Source organism: Vibrio sonorensis, assembly GCF_001854765.1.
GTDB lineage: Bacteria > Pseudomonadota > Gammaproteobacteria > Enterobacterales > Vibrionaceae > Vibrio > Vibrio sonorensis.
Genome location: NZ_LJJE01000031.1, coordinates 42,161 through 63,230 on the forward strand (window position 1 = coordinate 42,161; position 21,070 = coordinate 63,230).

At 42.6% G+C, this 21,070-nt stretch carries 21 protein-coding genes and 1 pseudogene; 16 read left to right on the forward strand and 6 right to left on the reverse strand.

All coding sequences use genetic code 11. From position 1 onward, the window contains the following. Positions 1-26: 26 nt before the first annotated feature. The 6 genes from BLO31_RS05770 (at position 27) to rmf (ending at position 7,280) form a co-directional block, all read left to right on the forward strand. Positions 27-572: a cell division protein ZapC gene (locus tag BLO31_RS05770; RefSeq protein ID WP_070963410.1), complete on the forward strand. Its 546-nt coding sequence runs from the start codon at positions 27-29 to the stop codon at positions 570-572. Between the two features lie 466 nt (positions 573-1,038). Then, positions 1,039-3,162 (forward strand): bifunctional 23S rRNA (guanine(2069)-N(7))-methyltransferase RlmK/23S rRNA (guanine(2445)-N(2))-methyltransferase RlmL, encoded by a 2,124-nt coding sequence (rlmKL, locus tag BLO31_RS05775; RefSeq protein ID WP_070963412.1) that lies wholly within the window; start codon positions 1,039-1,041, stop codon positions 3,160-3,162. Positions 3,163-3,171: 9 nt separating this feature from the next. Beyond that, positions 3,172-3,420, forward strand: coding sequence for a glutaredoxin family protein (locus tag BLO31_RS05780; RefSeq protein WP_084659615.1), 249 nt, complete (start codon positions 3,172-3,174; stop codon positions 3,418-3,420). Beyond that, on the forward strand, positions 3,398-5,314 hold the full coding sequence (locus BLO31_RS05785) for an ABC transporter ATP-binding protein (RefSeq protein WP_070963415.1): 1,917 nt from the start codon (positions 3,398-3,400) through the stop codon (positions 5,312-5,314). The genes BLO31_RS05780 and BLO31_RS05785 overlap by 23 nt, the downstream gene beginning before the upstream one ends. A gap of 6 nt (positions 5,315-5,320) precedes the next feature. Continuing rightward, on the forward strand, positions 5,321-6,946 hold the full coding sequence (locus tag BLO31_RS05790) for a DUF3466 family protein (RefSeq protein WP_070963416.1): 1,626 nt from the start codon (positions 5,321-5,323) through the stop codon (positions 6,944-6,946). A gap of 160 nt (positions 6,947-7,106) precedes the next feature. After that, the gene (rmf, locus tag BLO31_RS05795) at positions 7,107-7,280 is read left to right on the forward strand and encodes a ribosome modulation factor (protein ID WP_070963418.1); all 174 of its coding nucleotides are present in this window, start codon (positions 7,107-7,109) and stop codon (positions 7,278-7,280) included. Positions 7,281-7,412: 132 nt separating this feature from the next. On the opposite strand, the gene fabA is transcribed toward rmf, so the two are convergent. Together fabA and BLO31_RS05805 are read right to left on the reverse strand one after the other, a co-directional pair. After that, positions 7,413-7,931 (reverse strand): bifunctional 3-hydroxydecanoyl-ACP dehydratase/trans-2-decenoyl-ACP isomerase, encoded by a 519-nt coding sequence (gene fabA, locus BLO31_RS05800; protein WP_070963419.1) that lies wholly within the window; start codon positions 7,929-7,931, stop codon positions 7,413-7,415. A gap of 71 nt (positions 7,932-8,002) precedes the next feature. Further along, positions 8,003-9,640: an AAA family ATPase gene (locus tag BLO31_RS05805; RefSeq protein ID WP_070963421.1), complete on the reverse strand. Its 1,638-nt coding sequence runs from the start codon at positions 9,638-9,640 to the stop codon at positions 8,003-8,005. Between the two features lie 155 nt (positions 9,641-9,795). Here BLO31_RS05805 and matP point away from each other — a divergent pair, with 155 nt between their 5' ends. The 3 genes and pseudogenes from matP (at position 9,796) to BLO31_RS05820 (ending at position 11,901) form a co-directional block, all read left to right on the forward strand. Further along, positions 9,796-10,245, forward strand: coding sequence for a macrodomain Ter protein MatP (gene matP, locus BLO31_RS05810; RefSeq protein ID WP_070963423.1), 450 nt, complete (start codon positions 9,796-9,798; stop codon positions 10,243-10,245). 10 nt (positions 10,246-10,255) lie between these two features. Then, positions 10,256-10,567, forward strand: coding sequence for a DUF3634 family protein (locus BLO31_RS05815; protein WP_070963425.1), 312 nt, complete (start codon positions 10,256-10,258; stop codon positions 10,565-10,567). Positions 10,568-10,684: 117 nt separating this feature from the next. Next, positions 10,685-11,901: pseudogene (locus BLO31_RS05820) on the forward strand (HDOD domain-containing protein). On the opposite strand, the gene BLO31_RS05825 reads toward BLO31_RS05820, so the two are convergent. Continuing rightward, a complete protein-coding gene (locus tag BLO31_RS05825) occupies positions 11,894-12,826 on the reverse strand; it encodes a LysR family transcriptional regulator (RefSeq protein WP_070963427.1) in 933 nt (310 codons plus the stop codon). The pseudogene BLO31_RS05820 and the gene BLO31_RS05825 sit on opposite strands and share 8 nt — an antisense overlap. Positions 12,827-12,940: 114 nt before the next feature. Between BLO31_RS05825 and BLO31_RS05830 the strand changes: the two genes are divergently transcribed. The 4 genes from BLO31_RS05830 (at position 12,941) to BLO31_RS05845 (ending at position 16,798) form a co-directional block, all read left to right on the forward strand. Then, complete coding sequence (locus tag BLO31_RS05830) at positions 12,941-13,906, forward strand: alpha/beta hydrolase (RefSeq protein ID WP_070963430.1); 966 nt, start codon at positions 12,941-12,943, stop codon at positions 13,904-13,906. A 154-nt stretch (positions 13,907-14,060) separates the two neighbouring features. Beyond that, the gene (locus BLO31_RS05835) at positions 14,061-15,254 is read left to right on the forward strand and encodes an EAL domain-containing response regulator (RefSeq protein ID WP_070963432.1); all 1,194 of its coding nucleotides are present in this window, start codon (positions 14,061-14,063) and stop codon (positions 15,252-15,254) included. Between the two features lie 413 nt (positions 15,255-15,667). Beyond that, the gene (locus BLO31_RS05840; protein WP_070963434.1) at positions 15,668-15,940 is read left to right on the forward strand and encodes a hypothetical protein; all 273 of its coding nucleotides are present in this window, start codon (positions 15,668-15,670) and stop codon (positions 15,938-15,940) included. Positions 15,941-16,288: 348 nt separating this feature from the next. Continuing rightward, positions 16,289-16,798 (forward strand): GNAT family N-acetyltransferase, encoded by a 510-nt coding sequence (locus BLO31_RS05845; RefSeq protein WP_070963436.1) that lies wholly within the window; start codon positions 16,289-16,291, stop codon positions 16,796-16,798. A 113-nt stretch (positions 16,799-16,911) separates the two neighbouring features. On the opposite strand, the gene BLO31_RS05850 is transcribed toward BLO31_RS05845, so the two are convergent. Beyond that, positions 16,912-17,115, reverse strand: a complete 204-nt coding sequence (locus BLO31_RS05850; RefSeq protein WP_070963438.1) for a hypothetical protein — start codon at positions 17,113-17,115, stop codon at positions 16,912-16,914. A 130-nt stretch (positions 17,116-17,245) separates the two neighbouring features. Beyond that, positions 17,246-17,458, reverse strand: a complete 213-nt coding sequence (gene cspE / locus BLO31_RS05855) for a transcription antiterminator/RNA stability regulator CspE (RefSeq protein WP_070963440.1) — start codon at positions 17,456-17,458, stop codon at positions 17,246-17,248. Between the two features lie 483 nt (positions 17,459-17,941). Here cspE and BLO31_RS05860 point away from each other — a divergent pair, with 483 nt between their 5' ends. Continuing rightward, on the forward strand, positions 17,942-18,529 hold the full coding sequence (locus tag BLO31_RS05860) for a GNAT family N-acetyltransferase (protein WP_070963443.1): 588 nt from the start codon (positions 17,942-17,944) through the stop codon (positions 18,527-18,529). 120 nt (positions 18,530-18,649) lie between these two features. On the opposite strand, the gene BLO31_RS05865 is transcribed toward BLO31_RS05860, so the two are convergent. Next, positions 18,650-19,153: a DinB family protein gene (locus BLO31_RS05865; protein WP_070963446.1), complete on the reverse strand. Its 504-nt coding sequence runs from the start codon at positions 19,151-19,153 to the stop codon at positions 18,650-18,652. Between the two features lie 333 nt (positions 19,154-19,486). Here BLO31_RS05865 and BLO31_RS24265 point away from each other — a divergent pair, with 333 nt between their 5' ends. Both BLO31_RS24265 and BLO31_RS05875 read left to right on the forward strand, forming a co-directional pair. Next, positions 19,487-19,804 carry a nuclease-related domain-containing protein gene (locus tag BLO31_RS24265; protein WP_245688399.1) on the forward strand — a complete coding sequence of 106 codons (318 nt, stop codon included), beginning with the start codon at positions 19,487-19,489 and terminating at the stop codon, positions 19,802-19,804. Positions 19,805-20,492: 688 nt separating this feature from the next. Then, a complete protein-coding gene (locus BLO31_RS05875) occupies positions 20,493-20,867 on the forward strand; it encodes a phage protein (RefSeq protein WP_070963448.1) in 375 nt (124 codons plus the stop codon). The last annotated feature ends 203 nt before the right edge of the window (positions 20,868-21,070 follow it).

The window sequence follows — 21,070 nt, forward strand, 5'->3', positions numbered from 1 at the left end:
CATCCGCTTAGACAGAGATAGTCATTATGCTAAAACCCAGCGACAAATGGACTTGGTATTACGATGACAGGGAAGGCACGTTAATGCTGGACCTAGGCGACGATATGATTTTTCAAACCAATCTTAGTCGCAAGCTTATAGTGGATTGTGCCATCGGTATTAATGAGTTTTCTGTCGAAGATGCAGCGGCATTTATGACATATAGAGAGCAAATTAGCGCTTTGCCTCTAAGCGAACCACGTCAAGCCGAGCTTGCTCTTTATTGCGTCGCGGCGAAACGCTTTCACAAGCCAGTTCAGCCAAAGAGCTGGTTCTTTGATTCCCTTTGTGATGGCGAAAACCATTTACAAGAAGGGGATTTCGTTCAGCTTAGTAATCAGTACGGCCAAGGACTATTTATTGTGCTTGAAGTCGGGTCTAGCGCCAGTTTATGTGCCAGCGTACAGATTGAAGAGTTCGCATTAAACGGCTCTAAATCGCTGGTGTTTGGTCAGAGCATAAAAGTTATGCATGACCGCATGCAAATGGTCAACCTAAACGTTCCTGCCATCCCCATGGCATTGGTTGGCTAATTTAAATTTCGTCCTTTAGTTTCATTTTCAATCGGCCATTGAGCCGATTTTTTTTGTCTTTTGCAAAATAGCAGGCGAGTTCGGCCTCGGTATCGAATGTGAGACTTGTTCAATTTACTCGCTGTTAGAAAAAAATATTTCTTCCTCAAATCCCACTATATCCAACTCGTTTAAGGGAGAAAATTCCCCAATTAAGGCTGTTTTGTAATAAATTTACAGTGTTAATTGTGAGTTGGTATAGACCAATTTGGGCGTGAATAAGTATTCACTATCACCGAGAGCCTTGTTTATTGGTTAAAAATGGCACTTAGTAAGTGCTTGCTTGAATTATCTGGATTGTTAGCGAGTAAAGGGTAAAAAACGACCAGTTGAGGGGCTGTTAAGGAAGAAAAAGCAGAACAACTTACCAATTGAATCACTGCTCAGGTATAATGCGGGGTCTTTTTTACGTTACAGATTGAGCGTTATGCATCAGTATCTTGCAGTGACCTCCAAAGGTCTTGAAAACTTATTAGTCGACGAACTCATTGAACTGGGTGTGAGCGATCCAAAACCAGTACAGGCGGGGGTGAAGTTTAAAGCGGATAAGGCTTTAATTTATCGCTGTTGTTTGTGGAGTCGTTTGGCTTCGAGGTTTGTTCGCATCTTGACAGATTTTACCTGTCACGACGATATGGACCTTTATCTAGCCGCATCTTCGATTAATTGGAGTGCTCAATTCCATAGTCGTAAGAAAATTGTTGTCGATTTTAATGGTACTAACCGTGAGATCCGCAACAGCCAATACGGTGCAATGAAGGTGAAGGATGCTATCGTGGATAGTTTCACCAAGAAGAACTATAACAGGCCAACGATCAGTAAAGATCATGCAGATCTCCGCATTCACGTCCGTCTGCATAAAGATAAAGCCCTGTTGGGTATCGATATGGTCGGGGGTGGCTTACATCAACGCGGCTATCGCACGGAATCAGGTAAGGCACCACTGCGTGAAACGTTAGCTGCAGCAATAGTCAATCGCAGCGGGTGGGATGGGACCCAACCTCTGTTAGACCCTATGTGTGGCTCTGGTACGCTACTTATTGAAGCGGCGATGAAAGCGGCCAATATTGCTCCTGGTGTTAAAAGAAAGCAGTGGGGCTTTGAATCATTAGAAGATTTTGAGCCGGAGCTCTGGGCAGAAATAAAGTCTGAAGCATCGGTTAAAGCTAAACGTGGTGTCAATAAAGTTGACACTAAGTTTTTCGGCTTTGACAACGATAAGTTTGTCCTTAAAACCGCACGCGAAAACGCTAGAAGAGCAGGTCTAGAAGGCATTATCACTTTTGACCTAGCAGACGCAGCAACAATTGCTAGACCAAATGCTTTTGAAGGTGGCCATATTATTAGCAACCCGCCTTATGGTGAGCGTTTGGGTACTCATCCGGGGCTGATTGCTCTCTACACGGCGTTTGGTGCCCAGCTTAAAGCCCACTTTGGTGGCTGCCATGCCTCAATCTTCTCTAGCTCTGATGATTTGTTAGCCTGCTTGAGAATGAGAGCAGATAAGCAGTTTAAGATGCATAATGGTGCATTACAATGTCACTTAAAGAACTACTCAATCTCGCAGCGCGATATTCAAAGTGATAGTGACGCTGTAACAAGTTCGCAAGTTGTTGCACCAGATTTCGCCAACCGCCTAAAGAAGAACATTGGCAAGATTGGTAAATGGGCGCGCAAAGAGAAGCTCGATTGCTACCGTATCTACGATGCGGACCTGCCAGAATACAACGTAGCAATTGATGTCTATTTAGACCACTTAGTGATTCAAGAGTATGCAGCGCCGAAGAACATCCCCGAAGAGAAAGCAAAACGTCGACTGACTGATATTATTCGCGCCTCTATACAAGTAACGGGTACAGATGCCAATAAAGTAGTACTCAAAGTGAGGGAAAAACAGAAGGGGCGCGCTCAGTACCAAAAGCTGTCGCAAGAATCCCAGACGATGCAAGTAGAAGAGTATGGCGTTAAGCTTATCGTAAATCTTCACGACTATTTAGATACTGGTTTGTTCCTCGATCACAAACTAACTCGCAAGCGTTTGGGTGAGATGGCTGCGGGTAAATCTTTCCTCAACCTGTTTGCCTACACGGGCTCTGCAAGCGTTCATGCTGCGTGTGGCGGTGCTAGCTCGACGATGACGGTCGATATGTCTAAAACCTACCTTGACTGGGCAAAAGAAAACATGAAGCTAAATGGTCAAGTGGGTCGTCAACACCGATTTGAACAAGCAGACTGCCTTCAGTGGTTAGAGAATTCTCAAGAAGAGTTTGACCTTATCTTTATCGACCCGCCGACATTCTCAAATTCGAAGAGAATGGAGCAGAGTTTCGACGTACAGCGCGATCACATTCAGTTGATGACAAACTTAAAACGCCTGTTAAAGCCGAATGGAACTATCGTATTTTCAAACAACAAACGTCACTTTAAGATGGACGACCAGCAGTTGGAGCAATTGGGGCTAGTGGCAAAGAATATTTCGTCGCAGACGTTACCGTTAGACTTCAGCCGTAACAAGCACATCCACAATTGTTGGATAGTGACCCATAAGTAGGATAAACCCGTGAAAACAGTGACACTGTATAGCACTGAAGGCTGTCACCTATGTGAAATGGCGTCTGCGCTCTACGAGCAGCTAGAGGTAGAGGCTGAATTGGAAGTGGTAGACATCGCTTACGACGATAAGTTGTTTGAGAGTTACGGTGTCACGATTCCGGTGCTGAATTTTGAAGGTTCAGAGATAAACTGGCCTTTTGATATTGAACAATTGAGTAGTTGGTTAGAGAAGAATGGCATTACTTACCATAAATAAAGGATTATTGGCCTTTGGCGATCATCCGCTATTAGATAACGCCGATTTTGCCTTGCAAGAAAACGAGCGCGTCTGTTTAGTTGGCCGAAATGGTGCCGGTAAATCGACCTTGATGAAAATCTTGGCTGGTGAAGTTCAGATGGACGATGGCAAGTTGACCGTCACTCAAGATGTGGTTGTCTCTCGCTTGGAGCAAGATCCTCCTAGAAACGAACAAGGGACAGTCTTTGATTATGTCGCTGGTGGCTTAGCAGAAATTGGTAAACAGTTATCTGAGTACCAAGAGCAATTGGATCGCGTTGCATCTGAGCCCACCGAGCAAAACATAAACCGTTTGGCAAAAATTCAAGAAAAGCTTGAACACACTGGCGCATGGCGATTTGAAGACCGTATCAAAAACGTTCTCGGCGCTTTAAAGCTGGATGGCCATACTAAGTTAACTGACCTGTCTGGTGGCTGGCAACGAAAGGCGGCATTGGCACGTGCGCTGGCACGCGATCCAGATGTTTTATTGCTGGATGAGCCGACCAACCATTTAGATGTTACAACCATTGAATGGTTAGAGACTTTTCTCAAAGACTTTCGCGGTTCGATTATCTTTATTTCTCACGATCGCGCTTTTATTAAGTCTATGGCTACTCGTATTGTCGATCTAGACAGAGGTAAGTTGTCTTCTTTCCCCGGTGATTACGAAAACTACTTAACAGACAAAGAAGAAGCCTTGCGAGTCGAAGAGATGCAGAACGCAGAGTTTGACAAGAAGCTCGCTCAAGAAGAAGTTTGGATTCGACAAGGGATCAAGGCACGTCGTACACGTAATGAAGGTCGCGTTAGAGCACTTAAAAAGCTACGTGAAGAGCGCCAAGACAGAAGAGAAGTGCAGGGCAAGGCCAACATTCAGATCGATGATGCTTCTCGCTCAGGAAAAATTGTATTTGAAGCCACAAATCTTTCCTTTGCCTACGAAGATAAAAAGCAAGTCGACGATTTCAGCTTTACCATCCAACGGGGAGATCGCATTGCGCTTATCGGTCCTAACGGTTGTGGTAAGAGTACCCTGTTAAAATTGCTATTAGGCGATTTAGAGGCTCAGCAGGGCAAATTGCACTGCGGGACTAAATTGGAAGTTGCCTATTTCGACCAATACCGAGAGATATTAGATCCAGAAAAATCAGTTATCGACAATTTAGCTGATGGAAAACAGGAAGTTATGGTTGGCGGAAGGCAGCGACATGCGTTAAGTTATCTGCAGGATTTCTTATTCGCGCCAAAGCGAGCGAGAACACCAGTAAAAGCCCTGTCTGGCGGGGAAAAGAACAGGCTGTTGTTGGCTAGGATCTTCCTTAAGCCGAACAACCTTTTGATCCTCGACGAGCCAACCAATGATTTAGATATAGAAACATTGGAACTTTTAGAAGATTTGCTTGCCAATTATCAGGGTACTTTGCTTTTAGTGAGTCACGACCGTGAGTTTGTCGACAATACGGTCATGACCAGCTGGATTTTTGAAGGCAATGGCCGTATTGAAGAGTTTGTCGGTGGCTATCACGATGCGCAGCAGCAGCGGGCTCAGGCCAGAGCTTCTCGCGAGTTTGAAAAACCAACAAAAACCGAAGCGCCGGTTGAGTCAAGTCTCAAAAACGACGCGCCTAAGAGCAAATCGAAAAAGTTATCCTATAAACTACAACGCGAACTAGAAGCGCTACCAAGTTTATTAGAAGAACTAGAAAGCAAGATAGAAGCGTTACAAGACAAAGTGAACGACCCTGATTTCTTTGTAAAAGATGTGCAGGAAACGCAACCAGTTTTAGATGAATTAGCAGCGGCTGAGCAGCAACTCGAAATCGCTTTTGAGCGTTGGGAAGAGCTTGAAGCGATGCAACAGGAAAGTTAAGAATCAATGAGTAGTAAGAACATTAAGTTAACCACTTTAGCCACGTCGCTTTTGATGGCGTTTGGTGCTCAATCAGCCATATATGATGTATATGAGTACGCTCCTGAAGGGGCATCGGTTAAAACCTACGGTCAAGCTATTGCGCCTTCAGCGAGCGGTGAAAACTGTTGGACAACGACGTCATGTAGTCAAGCAACTTATAAGATGGCCGCCGAGGTACGAGATTTTCCCGAAGGTTTTAGCAACCGAAATGAATCCCCATTTGGAATTGCTATTGGTTATCGCTATCTAAATGGTGGTTGGGAAGGTTTTAGAGACTACTGTCGCAGCAACTTCAATTATGCGGATGCTTTCTGTGACACATACGCGACAGAGAATTACACCAATGGATACGCTAAAGAAGTAGCGGGTGATCAAACGGGTAATATCGCATATGTTGAAGGTGGAAATGGATCAGTTAGTACAAAATCAGCGGTGATAACCGGCCTATACTCTGGCAATAAGGCGTACGGGCATAAGCATGGTGTAACCACTGGAGTAAGAAATACGGCTTATGATAGTGACAGTGGCAATCTAACAGCGCCTGCTTCGACCACTGACTTATATCAAACGCAAGTGTTTAGTCGCTATGATGCCGACGAAGCTGGTGCAGGTACTGGACCTACACTGTTTGTCGGTAGTCTCTCTCGAAATAACGCCGGGCAATCTTATGAACGCACGTCTAAAGCAGCAGTGTGGGTAGACAATGCTGCGCCAGTTGAAGTCAGCTGGAGTAGTGCAGCAGCACGTGACAACGTAATGCCACAAGGTAGTATGAGAGACGTGGTCAAACTGGGTAGTAAATACTATGGTGTTGGCTACAACTCCGATTCTGATGAGCGTTTACGTGCGTCAATCTTTAGCATCGATGAAGCTCCGTCTGACTGGGCAGCGTGGACGACGAATTTTGTTGCCGTGCAATACGATGTTAATCAGTATTCAAATAGTGAGTTAACAGCGGTCAATAAACATGGTACGGCGATTGGTAACGGTAAGCTAAACATCGCTGTTAACGGCTCTTATGCCAATACGCTCTTTTATGTGAGCGACGTAACTAGTGCAAGTCCTACTTGCACGAATTTCAGTGGAGACATTTTCTTTACTGGTGTAAATGCAACGGCTGGTGCGATCAACAACAATGATGAAGTCGTTGGTCAAATTGACTATGAACGTCACGCAGAGAGCCGTGGCAAGCCTCGTGCTCATCGAGGGTTTATTGCACCAATTATCTCAGCAAATAACAAAGCGCCACTAAATAGTCGCGGCTGGTATTTGGATGATCTCACCAACGGTGGGGCGGTTTCAGAATCAAACAACCAATATCGAATTTTCGATGCGACCGACATCAATGATGCGGGTGTAATCTCTGCAACAGCTTATAAATGTGCTGGCGGTTATTCAACGTTGGCGGTGAATGCAACCTGTAACGGCACTGAGCAGATTGTCGCAGTTAAACTAGTACCAAAGCAAAATGTCACTAGCGCCAATATTCAAACGCGACCAGTGGTAACTCAAACGGTTGAAAGACAAGGTGGATCTTTCTCTATGGCTTGGATCTTCCTACTTGGTGTACTCGGTTTTCGCCGTAAATAGTAAGCAAATGTAAGCATAGGCACAGGTTCACAAATTTGGATCTGTGCCTTTTTTGTTGCTTGTGAAAGGTGAAAAATTGAACGATTCTTAGTCTTGGAGTCACAAAAACTCCATCAAAAAGTAACAGTAGTACGTTAGACCATTGTATGAGGATGACACTATGAAGAGACAAAAGCGTGACCGCCTAGAACGAGCACAGTCTCAAGGGTACAAAGCCGGATTAAACGGCCGTTCCATGGAAAATTGTCCATACCAGCAGTCGGATGCTCGATCATATTGGATGGGTGGTTGGCGTGATGCCAGAGAAGACAAGCAAACTGGTCTCTACAAATAATATTTACCTCCACATACAGATATAAGGATATTCAGCCCCGAAAGGGGCTTTTACTTACCTAGTTAACGCACTATAACTAAACATATGGCAATAAAAAAACGACTCTAGTGAGCCGTTTTTTCAATGTCGTTCTTAGAACGAAGACGTGTCTTGGAAAAGACCCACTTTAAGGTCTTTAGCAACGTAGATTTCTTTTCCGTCAACTAAAACACGACCATCGGCAAGACCCATAACCAATCTGCGGTTGACTACGCGCTTCATGTGGATTTCGTAGGTAACTTTTTTAGCTGTTGGTAGAATTTGTCCAGTGAACTTAACTTCACCAACACCGAGAGCACGACCTTTTCCTTTACCGCCAACCCAGCCTAGGTAGAAACCTACTAGCTGCCACATAGCGTCAAGACCAAGACAACCAGGCATTACTGGGTCACCAGGGAAGTGGCAATCAAAGAACCACAGGTCAGGAGTAATATCGAGCTCAGCTAGAATTAATCCTTTGCCGTAATCACCTTCAGTTTCTGACATCTTGCTAATGCGATCCATCATCAGCATGTTTGGTGCTGGAAGCTGCGGATAGCCTGGGCCAAAAAGTTCACCTTGGCTAGAAGCAAGCAGGTCATCACGGTTATAAGATTCACGTTTATTTTGCATTATCAATATACTCCAAGTTTTGATAGCAGCATGTTAGAGAACACGTGTACGCCTAACAAGTCCGATCAGTACTAGACAAACCAGTTTTTGATGCGCTCCACAATTCCATCAGGTTGTTCGTGTCTTTCAAAGTTTTCAATGCGTTGGGCAATTTTGGCGATCACACTGTCTTCATCTTCACCACGGAAAGGTTTTCCAAGGAGAATTGGGATCGCGTCGTCGACGGTTTCGACCGACCAAATGTGAAATTCTCCACTCTTCAGGCTATCGACAACCTCGTTGCTCAGCGCGAGATTATGTAAGTTAGATTTGGGTAGTATTACGCCTTGTTGGCCAGTAAAGCCATTGTGTTTACATACCTTGTAGAAACCTTCAATCTTTTCATTGAGGCCACCAACAGCTTGAACACGTCCAAACTGGTCTACCGCGCCAGTGACTGCAATCTGCTGATTGATAGGATATTCAGATAGGGCACTAACAAAAGAAACCAGTTCTGCCAAGGATGCACTATCACCATCGACTTCGCTATAAGACTGTTCAAATACGACAGAAGCTGAGTAAGGAAGAGGCTCATCTAGTTTTAATGCACTACTTACAAAAGCTTGCATAATCATCATGCCTTTGGCGTGAAGGTTGCCACCAAGCTCTGCTTTGCGTTCGACGTCTGAAATGTCGCCGTCGCCAAAATGAATAACACAAGAGATCCTAGCGGGCTCTCCATATGGTAGAGGGTGGCCGGGAATGTCGATTACCGTTAAACCGTTTACTTGACCAATGCGCTCACCGCGGGTTTCGATAATGACTTGTCCTTCGAGGATATCGGAAAGTGCCCGTTCAGGTAAGTAACTCGCTCTTGAATAACGTTTTGATAGGGCTTGCTCTAGTGACGCTTCGGTGAGCTTGCTATCGATGGCAAATGGCGCCGCCTCAGCGAGTAGACTTCGCAGCCAAATCAGATCCAGCGGCATATAGTTCTGATCTTCGGTATAACGCGCACCCGCTACCATCAACCGCTTTACGCCAGAGGCATCGAGAAGTGGCTGGTGGTTTTGGGCAGAAATCCAGTGCAGATAACCGATAAAATTCGTGGCGTTGTTTTTGTTTATACATAATTCGCCTTCAAGCTCAGTAAACAGAGACATGCCGCGATGCAGTTCGGCGTCAAAATAATCCAACTCTGCCAATTGATCTCTATCACCCAACACAACGAGTTTAACGTCCGATTTCTGTTCTACGTTCTCATTCGGCAGGTTTTTAGGCGTTAAGTTAATCGGCTGATAGGTATTTCCATTAAAAATGGCTTTGAGTTTCGGCCAGAAAAACGGTTTTGCTAACAAAAGGTTTGCCGACAGTATTAGATAGCCACCGTTTGCTTTTTTCAATAAACCTTCAGAAACGGTTGCTTTACCGGATTTGTCTACGCTCATTCGGCCAAGCAGATCATCACTATCTAATGTTTCCGATACTAATACTTCGCTGTTGGTCTGTTGCTTTAAGTATTCCGCAATCAGATTGCGGTAAAGGGGGTTGTCGGGGCCATTAATAACAAGCAACTTGGCAGAAGCTATGGCAACAAAAGATTCGACAGTTTCGGTTAATCGAGTTTGCAGATCGAGCAAGCTTTTGGGTTCAATCGTGTCGATTTTAGAGAGGATCTCATTGTACTCGTTGTATTGTGGCGTCACTGCCTGCCATTGTTCTTGAATCATGATGACGTTCTAAAGCGTAAAAGGGAGCAAATTATATAGAAAAAGCGAGTAGGTATATAGTGTTAATGATCTTGGTCTAGTTTTCTTGCTTAGCAATTGTATAATGTATGGTCATGAGTTACGCTGTCACCCAAATTCCCTAGGATCAGTTTGCTATGAAATATCAACAGTTAGAAAACCTTGAATGTGGATGGAAATGGAAGTATCTGATAAGTAAGATGAAAAATGGTGAAACCATCACTCGCCATATCGATTCTAGCGAAGAAGATAGCGCTGTTAAATTGCTGTTGGATATTGAGCATGAACCTACCAAAGTGCTTGAGTGGATCGAGGAGCATATGTCTCCCGAGCTGGACAATAAATTAAAGCAAGCGATCCGAGCGAAACGAAAAAGGCACTTTAACGCTGAACAAGTACATACCAAGAAAAAGTCTATCGATCTTGACTATCGGGTGTGGGAAAAACTCTCCCATCGTGCAAATGAACTAGGGTGTACCTTATCTGATGCGATTGAATACCTGCTTTCTGAAGCGTCACGCAGTGAAAAGGCGAGTAAAGCCGTCAGTAGTCTAAAAGAAGATTTGAGTAAGTTGTTGTCCGACTAAGGAGTTTGCCGTGTTATACGTCATTCTGATCGCCGCCATTGTGATTTTTTGGCTGGTCGCTGTTGATAGGCCTGTTTTAAAAGTTAAGTTTCAAGGTGGCTGCATTGTTGAAGTCAAAGGGCATTTCCCACCTAAGTTTAAGCACAATGTGACAGAAATTGGGGAAGTGACTCCATTTGATGGTGTTATTAAGGTGTATCAGCAACGTCAGGGCACCAAATTGGTCTTCTCGAAGCAAGTTCCAAAGAAAGTGCGGCAGCGAATTAGAAACGTTTTTCCCCATCAGGGTTTTCGAAAAACTAAAGGCCAAAAAAAGGCTTAAAAACAAGTAGATGATAAAGGCCAGAGCATATTTGCTCTGGCCTTTTTGGTTGATAGGCTATTGAACTACCCATCCTGTGCTAGGCTTTTTTATATGATTATCAATTAGGCCTTGCACGTGTTAGTCACTAATAAAGTCTACAATCAAGAAGCGAACGAGCTGGCAGTAAAATCACCGCCATGACCAAAGAGCGTTACGCAAAATGGTTAGTGAGTATCAAATATATCTTGGATCAATCTGACGTTGATAATGAGTTAAGTCGTCAAAGTGAATTCTGTGAAAGCGTGATTTTAAAAGAAGCTGAGAGGGTAACGGACAACCAAAGGTTGTTATTAGAATGCGAAACGGCGCGCGTAAAAGAAAAGCGTCAATTGATCATAGACCGACAAAAGCTGCACAAAACCGTTGTAGAAGAAATATCTGAACATACTAAGCAAACCATGCTGAAAAGACTTTCCGAGATGACGGTGCTTAAACTGTTCGGTAGATTTCCCGATTGGTCCTACTTTTTGGATGTTGCCTATTCACCTTCGCTGACCTTTACCAAGTTGGGTACGTTGTTAATGAATGACAACCAACTCAAAAATAACGTGATGGAACTGATTAACAACCCCAAATTTTGCTCTCGACTGGGGAAAACGCCCAAAGGAATACAAGATCCCAAAGTGGCCTTGGGCAGTTTAGGAATGGACAACAGTCGTTTGCTGTTTCCAATCCTAATGGTGAAACCACTTCTTCGTTGGAATGAAAAATCAACTAAGTTAATTGCTCCAAAAATGTGGCAGTACATGATATTAACTGCAAATGTCACCCGTGCGAGACTTGTGGAATGCGGGCATAAAAGCCCGGATCAAGGTATGGCAATTGGTGTTTTACGCACCATGGCGCATTTTGCAATTGCCAATCATTTTCCACAAATGTTTGAAGATGCCATGATCGAAAAAATGCAACACTATCGGGAATCGAATCGACGAGAAGAGTACTATGCGTGCTCGGAAATCAAACCAACACTTGGTGTATTACCAGATGTGATATTTGAACTAGAGAAATCGCTGACGCGCAAAGTAGTTGAGAGCATAGAGTGGTCGCCATTTAATATACCGATGCGTAATGCATTGTTAGAAGATATCGATGAAGTGCCGATATTGGACAGAAGTGATCTCGGTAAAGCGCTTGCCCAAGGGGTGGCATATGCGATTTACGATGCGATGGATCGGAGTGGTGTATTTGTCGACAAGCACAAACCCTTCTGGTTCGCTAACGTGCAGATGCCCCCTGATGCGCTGAAAAAGATAAGAGAATCTCATCCCGGCAAGGTAGACTTATCTAAGTAGTAAGTGATTCGTTCGAACTCTCGAATACAGCACATGCCTCATTTTGTATTAACTTGTTGGTATAAGTGAGTAGTGGATCGATTGTCGCTCGCTGATGAAACATTAAGGATACAGTTTGTGGAGCAACAAAATCGATAGGCATGGTGATCACATCGTAACCGTTAAAAAAGTTGTCCCTCGTATTTGCTACAAATAACAATCTATTACTCTCTTCTACGGCCATGGTTGCAAATTCCATTGAGGCAGACGAAAAGCATACAGTTCGAATTTTACTGCGTTTACTGGCCGAATAGTCTAACCAACGTTCAATGGAATCATGAGTCGCTAAACGGACATGTGGGTAGTCAAAAACATTATTGAGTGATGGTGTTTGACTAGCAAGCGGATGGTTTGGTGCCATTACCAACTGGTAGTTTAGTTTGGCTATAGAGACAGCATTGAGTTGGTTTAACTCCTCGGGTTCAAAGCCAATTGCAAAGTCTAATTCTGCGTTGCGAAGTTGGTCTGTTACTTTTTCATTCCAATCGATAATATCAAGTGCAACCATAGGCATTTTTGTCTTCACTTTGTCTATGATCGCTTTGATAAGCCTTTTGGAGCCATTTCTATGGCAAGCCATTCTTACTTTACCTTGAGCTTTATACGGTAAGAACTGCGATTTGAACAGTAATAGCTCAAGGGACTGTAAGTGGGCGTTAAGGGGGGCGTGAATCGCTTTGGCGTAAGGGGAGGCCTCAAAACCCCTACCAGAACGGATCAGGATAGGATCGTTTAACGCTTCTCTAAGTTTAGAAAGCTGGTAGCTAACGGTGCTCTGTTGTATGTCTAGATGGTCAGCTGTCTTAGATACGTTTTCAGTGCTTATAAGGACAGTGAGTGTTTTCAACATTTTGATATCCAAAGACTGCAGTAGTTGTAAAGACATCGCATCACCTTTAATTACTATCGAATTATTCGATAGTTGACCTGTAATGAATCGCATTGTTCGATTTTAACTCGATGTAGATAATGGCCTCAAGTAATCAATGAGGACAACATTATGAACCGCACAATACTTTCTCTAGTCACAGCACTTTCACTGGTTTCAGTTTCATCCTACGCAGATTTTACTGGAGAGGGGTACAGCATTAAAACAGATGTACCGTATGGAAAAGGAGTGATCACTAAAAATGGCATGGTTGCTAGTCGAGATTTGGTTATGGATGTTGTTCAGCCAGATGTACCGATAGCCGAAAATAATCCCGCAATAGTATTGGCGTTTGGTGGCAATTTTATTCGTGGCGATAAAAACCAAGCCTATAGCGTGGATGGGGCACAGACTACTTCGATGCGCGATTACTGTAAACGATTTGCCCAAGAAGGCTACACTTGTGTAGCCATCGACTATCGACTCTCCCGAGAAGAGCCAATTGTGAGTAACATAGGCTATTCCAATGAAGTATTAGTCGATTCTGAGCTTCGTTTTGACGCATTGCATGACAGGCACAATATGTTGCGAGTTGGAAAAGGGCTAGATCCGTTACCAAAAGAGACTGACATCGTTAAAAATAGTGTGATCGCGGCTTCCGAAGATATGTTCACTGCTGTTCGATTTTTAAGAGACAATGCTGACCAATATGCAATAGATCCCGATCGCATAGCACTTGGTGGATTCTCAGCAGGAGCGATAACAAGCTTTAACGTTGCTTATGGCATGCAGGCGCCAGTAAAAGCTGTATTTGGCAATTCAGGCTATGGCCTTGGTTTTGATTTTTCATCTATGAGCCAAGGTAGCCAAGCGTTGCCACCCGCACTGATCCATTTTGGGCATACTGACTTAACACCACTTCTTGACGCAGCGGAGCCAGTGTTGGAAAACTACAAAGCGGTTGGCGTTGAGGTAGAAACAGCATGGGTACCGGGTTTTGGGCATTTCTATCCCGCCGAAGCAACTTCATTGGGAGAAGGAGTATCAAAGCAATCGGTGCAAGAACGCATTTTAGATTTCTTAAACAGACATTTGTAAACATTGACTAAAGGCACTCTGTTCAGCCACAGGTGGGTAGAGTGCTTATTGCTATGTAATGAAAAAAGCACAAGGGTAGGATATAAACAACAAGTTGCAAACTAGGGGAGTCGGACTATATTCAAGAGAGGCGTTAGTGGCGCAGGATAAGAATATGGACAATCAACAAATCGTCGTGATTGACGACTCGCCTGCAATTTTATTGGTTATGCGTAGTATGCTCCAAGAGCTTGGATGCTCTAACGTAGTAACTTCAAGCAATCCAATGAAGGCTTTAGAAAAAATCACCAAATCTCCCGAGAGATACAGTGCGATATTTACTGACTTAAACATGCCAGAACTCGATGGCATGTCGTTGATAAAAGAGCTGGGGAAAGCCAACTTTCGCGGTGGTGTTTGCATTATTTCAGAAATGGAAACGCGAGTCATAGAGCTAGCTGCACGAATTGCGCGCCAGCATAAAGTGAACTTGGTTGGTAACATCGCAAAGCCCGTACCCTTGAACGAAATCAAACGCACGTTGGACAAAGTAAAGGCATTAACTATCCGCCAAGGCCATTGTCCACCAGATTCTTTAACGGTTAGAGAACTTGAATATTGTATCGAGCAAGGTCTTGTTGAACCATACTACCAGCCGAAAGTGAGCATTTTGAACAAAAGGGTAGAGGGCTTAGAAGTGTTGGCTCGTATTACTAAGCCCGGTGTCCCAAACGCAATCTTACCGTATCAATTTATCCCTATCGCTATTAGGCACAATCTTCTTGACGCACTGACCAAGCAGTTAATGAAAAGAGTGATTGAAGATTTTCCCCGTTTGCAAAGTGAGTTTGGCGACAATGTTAAAGTGAGCTTGAACCTCTCTCCGTCACAGCTTAACGAACAAGGCTACCCCAGTCACTTGATGGACACCATGGATGAAAAACACATTCATCGAGACAACATCACTCTCGAAATTACCGAAGAGTTTGCATTAGAAGACACTGAGCAATTAGAAACCATCAATCGATTGAGAATGCGAGGCTTTGGACTCTCTTTAGACGATTTTGGTACGGGTTTTACCAATTTAAACCAGCTTAGAACGCTGCCATTTACCGAGGTGAAAATCGATCGAACATTGATTAATGACATCCACCAAGATCAGTTCAATCAGGTTGTTGTAGAAACACTGGTTCAGATAGCTGATAAAATAGACGTAGGCTTGATTGCAGAGGGACTTGAATCCTTTGAGGACTTAGAATATTTAGGAAGAAAGTATCAAGATCTTAAAGTTCAGGGCTACTTGATCTGCAAGCCTAAACCGTTAGACAGTTTGCTGTACTGGTACCACAGTTGGGCGCACAACGCCTAACCACATCGATACACCTTTGATTCAACTTTGCCAAGCAACAAAATTGCTTTAATATTTGTGAACTTACCAATTGTTGACAAGTTGTTATTAAAGACGTTTGCTCATAACATTACAAATTCAACCGCTGCTTAGATAAGAAAGATAGGTCCTCAAGGAGCAAAGAGGACTATTTGGCTCACCAGTTTAGGAGTAATTTTAATGCCAATGACAATTAGAGAAATGGCCTGCCATACATGGGCTTTAAGTGGTAACGGGAAAGAGGGCGCTAAGGTGCATTCTGACTAAGAAAATTTGGGGATGGCATTTGGGCGGAAACACAACTTTGGTGAAGGAATCAAAGGGAATAAACTCAAGCAAGCGCGTACAGAAGCTATGCCGAGATTGTCGACAAGTTAGCGTCTCCGAGAACACATATGAAAGCAAAAATAGTGTATGTGTGTGGTGGCTTTAGAAACGGCCAAGTATTCCCAGAGCATTTGTGGTTAGAGAACCACACGGACAAGCAAACGTATGACACTTTTATTGAGCAAGATGTTGTAGTTATTGACGAAGTTGGTGAGGCCAATAAACCCTTTCAACCAGGGTGTGAAGGTGATGCATTCGAAAAGGATGAAATCGTTCGAGTAAGATTGGATGGATTGACCAATGGCCAAGTGGTCAGCATAGGTGGAAAAATGGGCGGCTAGTCCAGCCACCGAATTTAAAAAGTTCAATTATTCAATGTGATAAGATGGTTACAAAGGCACTAACCATCTTATGGCACTTCGCCTTTGCTAGATAATTCAAACTCTTCCCACTACATTTAACTTTGATTATTCAATCAACATACATCATAACAATTAGCACATCTTAACGCACTATAACTAAAACTATATTAACTGCTTGTTGCTGGAAAATGCAGTTTTTTCGATAGATAGCTATCTTATTATGGATTTTTATTGGGCACTGTTTATTTGTACAGCTATAGGGTAGAGTAGACAATCGATGTTGTAAGTTTCTAATACCATCAACAAAGGTCATGCGAGGTAAGGATAATGATCAAACTCGAACAACCTGATTTGATGATTGAAGATTTTCTATTGAGGCAATTACGAGACTCAGATGTAGATGAAATGTTTATCATAAAATCGAATGATTCAATTCTCGAATTTTTAGATAGCCCAAAGGCTAGAAATCGAAACGAAGCATTGGTGTTTATACATAAAATTCAAAGTGGTGTTACGCACAATGATTGGTACTACTGGGGCATTACGCAACCGGAGAGTGAGTCCATTATTGGTACGGTTTGTTTGTGGAATCTAGACGAGAAAAGCAAAAAAGCCGACGTTGGCTTTGTGTTGTTACCAGAATTTCAAGGTAGAGGTGTAATGCAATGCATACTCCCCAAGATCTTAAACTTCGGGTTTCAAGAACTAGGTTTGAGTACCATTGAAGCAGAGGTTGCACCACAAAACGTTAAGTCTTTAAGCTTATTAAAAAACAATGGGTTTACTTTTGCGTGTAAAGAAGGAGAAACTGACATTTATGCTCTTGTATCGAGCTAATAGAAAAGCAAAAACAGGTTAGAAAATCGAACAATCTAAAAATACATTTCAACGACAAGACAGTTAAGCGATAGTTTGTACGATTTCTACACCTGTTACTGGCGACTTAAATGCTATTTTTGAGCGTTAACAAAACGTTCGGCCTTCGCGAATAGGGAATCACATAGCTTTTGTTGCTTTGAATGTTCTGCACTACCTGCTTCTAAGGAATCGAGGAGAAGTTTAGCAGCATTAAACTCTTCAACCATTTTTTCGAATTTTTCTTCAAAGCTGATTTTTCTTACTTTCTTACTTGGTTTTCTGGACGGTTTGGCCATAGATCACTTCCTAGTTATACGGGCACACTCTTGAGGTGTTTAACACACTTATTTCAAGAGCTTATTAAGGTGGGCTGGGGGAGAAGAAGGGTTCAAAGTAAACGATGAACCCTTAAAAAGAACTAAGTGATTAAGCTACAGTTACGTTAGCAGCTTGAGGGCCTTTAGCACCCTGTTCAATATCAAAAGTGACCTTTTGGCCTTCAGCTAGTGTTTTGAAACCATCTGAAACGATTGATCTGAAGTGAACGAAAACGTCAGCGCTTCCGTTGTCAGGAGTGATAAAACCAAAACCTTTAGTTTCGTTGAACCATTTAACTTGGCCAGTTGTTTTATTAGACATAAATATCTCAATATATTGATTGGTTAAAATTTGAAGCTAATAGATAAATTATGAACAAAAGGTATCGCAGGATATATGACGATGAAAATCGAAAACGAAGCTGAGAAAGTCTTGTACTAAATATGTTATCAATAGCCCGCTGCTTGAGCTGAGGCCACTATACACGATACCCCAGCAATAGATAGTACTTTATCTTGTTTAACTTAATCTGCGTGTTGAGTTTGATTGAAAAACACGCTTAATCGATCTTTTTGCAAAGGTTTATCTAGTTTTTTATCAGGCGACTAAGTAGTGGCTAGTTTATAGGTCAACTCCACTCGTAATGGCCATATTTAAATAACTATCATATTTTCAAATGGTTATGTTTTCCTAGACTTGATTGCCGAGTTAGCCGTGTTAAGGTGGTTAAACTCAATGCATAGGCGTTGTGAATTTTGCGTTTGGCATTGATTTCTTCTTTGGCAACTCGGTCAGGAGTCAATTATGCAAATTACATATAGAACCGGAAACAAAAACGACGTAACACGAATTGCACAACTGGATTATATAGCCTCTGATGGCGCTGTAGAGTATTTGTTTAATGGGCTAATTGAAGGGGTGTCAGCACTACAGCTACTAACAAGTGGTTTAGAACAAGACATCGAACCGCACACATTCCGCCAGTGTATTGTCGCCGATTCTGGAGAAAAGGTCATAGGGATGGCATTGTCTTATCCTGCTTCCTATCACGGTATAACTGACGAACTTACCAACTTCTTGCCACCTGATCGCTTAGAGCACTTTCGCGAACTGTATTCAAGCAGGGTAGAAGGTAGCTATTTTCTTGATGCCATGTGCGTTGACGAAAAACACAGAGGCAAAGGCATCGGAAAAAGTTTGTTAAACAAGACTAAGGAAAAAGCAAAATCAGACGGTTATTCCCAACTAAGCTTGATCGTTTTTGCAGACAACCTAGCAGCCATTACATTGTACAAGCAACAAGGTTTTAAAGTTGTCAAAAAGATCAGCCTAGAACCGCATGCTTTGATACCACATCAAGGAGGGTGCTTACTAATGGTGTGCGAGGTTTAGAGTTTTTGCGGCGAGTTACGGCGAATAGATTTAAAGAGAATTAAACGGTCCTTACCCATCAGTGGACAAGGTTTATTGAGACTGCCAACGAGACGCGTTGGCAGTTTTCTTAAGTCGTTATTAGGTGCCTGAAGAATTTCTTCTTGTGGGCTCAGCTTCATGCAAGTATCGAGTGAAAGTATCTTTCGGACGATCAAGGTCGCTTTCTGCTAATACTCTTGATGCCATGCCTCTATGATTACTGCCATGTGTAAGTAAATGCAGTAAAATTTCTTCTACTGTTAGTTGTCCACAACCGCCATCGATAAAACGGAAAGTCACATTGCGCTTGAGCTCTTCTTCACTTACTGACTGTGTAAAGTTGACAAGCCATGAGTCATGTTCATCCATTGTTCGTCGCAGCTCAGATAGTGAGGGAGTCTCGACGGTATTCTCAGCAGTATATTTTTCCGGTTCGCCAGCGATTCGACTGATGAAAAGGCTATCTACGACCGTTGTGTGATTCAAAATCCGAACAAAAAATCTTGCATCGTCATCCGGTAGCTGTGAAAACTGTTTTTCACCAAAATCTAGCAACTCTTCGTTAGCCCATTTTTTATATTGAAATGCTTTAGTAAACTGCATTTTTTCTCCATGAAATATTAGTGAAGGCGCTAGAAACGTGTCGTTATCTAACGCTTCGTTAAGTAGTGAATAATGCGACCACCTAACCTGTTCAATGGTATCGTAAATATTAACGCTGATTCAAACCAAAATGACGCAGTAAACACGTGTTGCAGGCTTTGATAGACGGGGTTTTAACTGAATAAAGCTCACTTTGAGCTATTTGGTGGCTTTCGCTCCATATTACCGTATGGAGCATTCCCCAAACCCCAGTATCGATCACTTTGTGACTCAATGTGCATTTGTTAGCATATCTATATAACTAAACAGCTATCGCGCAGGGGTTAGGTAAAGATGATCGTTAAAGATAGGGATTCGAAGCAAGAAACAACCTTAAAGGCAAAAGCGGGAGCTAAAGTCGAAGGTGACGTTGCCTTTTACCTTAAGAGACAGTTTCTAGAAAGCAAAGATATCTTTGTTATTAATGACTTAAGATTAAGCTACAAAGGTGAGGTCGCGCAGATTGACCATCTTATCTTACATAGCAAGGGTTTTGTGGTAGTTGAATCGAAATCTATACGCGGTCACGTCAAGGTCAATAAACAGTTAGAGTGGAGTAGGACAGTACGCGGTAGATGGATTGGTATGCCATCACCAATAGAGCAGGCATAGATTCAAACTAAGTTGTTAAAATTACTACTAAATGATCACGCGGATGAAATGCTAGGCAAAATGCTAATCATGCAACAGTATTTTGGTGGCCGTTGTTATGATCAATTGTGTGCGGTTTCAAACGATGCCCAGATAAACCGAACTAGCATACCAAGGTCGATAAATAAGTTGTTAGTTAAAGCTGAATCCATTGGACCTACCGTAGAAAGGATTATAAAAGCTCATAGCACCGGTGCTTTCTTTAAAGGAAACCCCAGTTTCACTCGTGATGAGTTATACAAAATCATGTACTTTCTCACTGATCAACACTGTCCGGCTAGTACCTCAAATAGCAAGAATGGAGAAGCGTTAACAACATCTATGTCTGCACCGCAATCAAATTCTGAAACTACGACAGCCGTTAGTCCAGAAGTGCAAATAATTAAGGGATTTGAGTGTAAAAGCTGCGGTAGTTTCGATACCTCACCTAAATACGGGAAATATGGATATTACGTTACATGTCCATCCTGTAAGGTAAATACAGCAATGAAGATTGCTTGTTCACATTGCGGCTCAAAAAGAACTAAAGTCAGCAAATCGAAAAACACATATACAGTGAGTTGCGAATGCGGACATAAACAGCAACACGTTTTTTAATCTAAACCTCAACTAATACAAAAATAAAACTGAAAACGACAAAAAGCGGAGCATGAAGTACCGAGAAATGACCAAGAATTACATTTTTCGTGAGTTAGAATGCCAACTAAGCAAAGAAGAAGCCGCAAAACTTTGTTTTAAAACCGTGAGAACAATCACATCTTGGGATAAAGGAAAACCCATCCCAAAGGAATGCCGTCGATTAATGAGGTTGTATCGACAGCTAGAAATATCACATTTGGAAGAGTGGGAAGGGTTTGCAATGAAAGGGAGTAAAATGTTAACACCAACAGGTCAGCTCGCTAGTCCCCAACAAATACTTACTGGATTAGCGTTACTTGAAATTCAGTCCGAACTTGAGCTGAAAACCACACGTAAGCTGCTAAGTTATGCGCGAGTAATTAACCGTATTGGCCGTAATCATTAGCGACAAGCTAGTGTGGAGACAGAAACACTAACACCATTCTGTCTCCAATTTCGTTAAAATTGATTAGATTTCAGGTGATAGTGGTACAGTTGTATAAGCAACTAATTGTTAATTGTATTTTCTCTACTGACGAAACTACTATTATGATAGAAGTTAAGATGAATGCTGCTATCAAACAATAAAAACGAAAGTCTCTCTTTAAG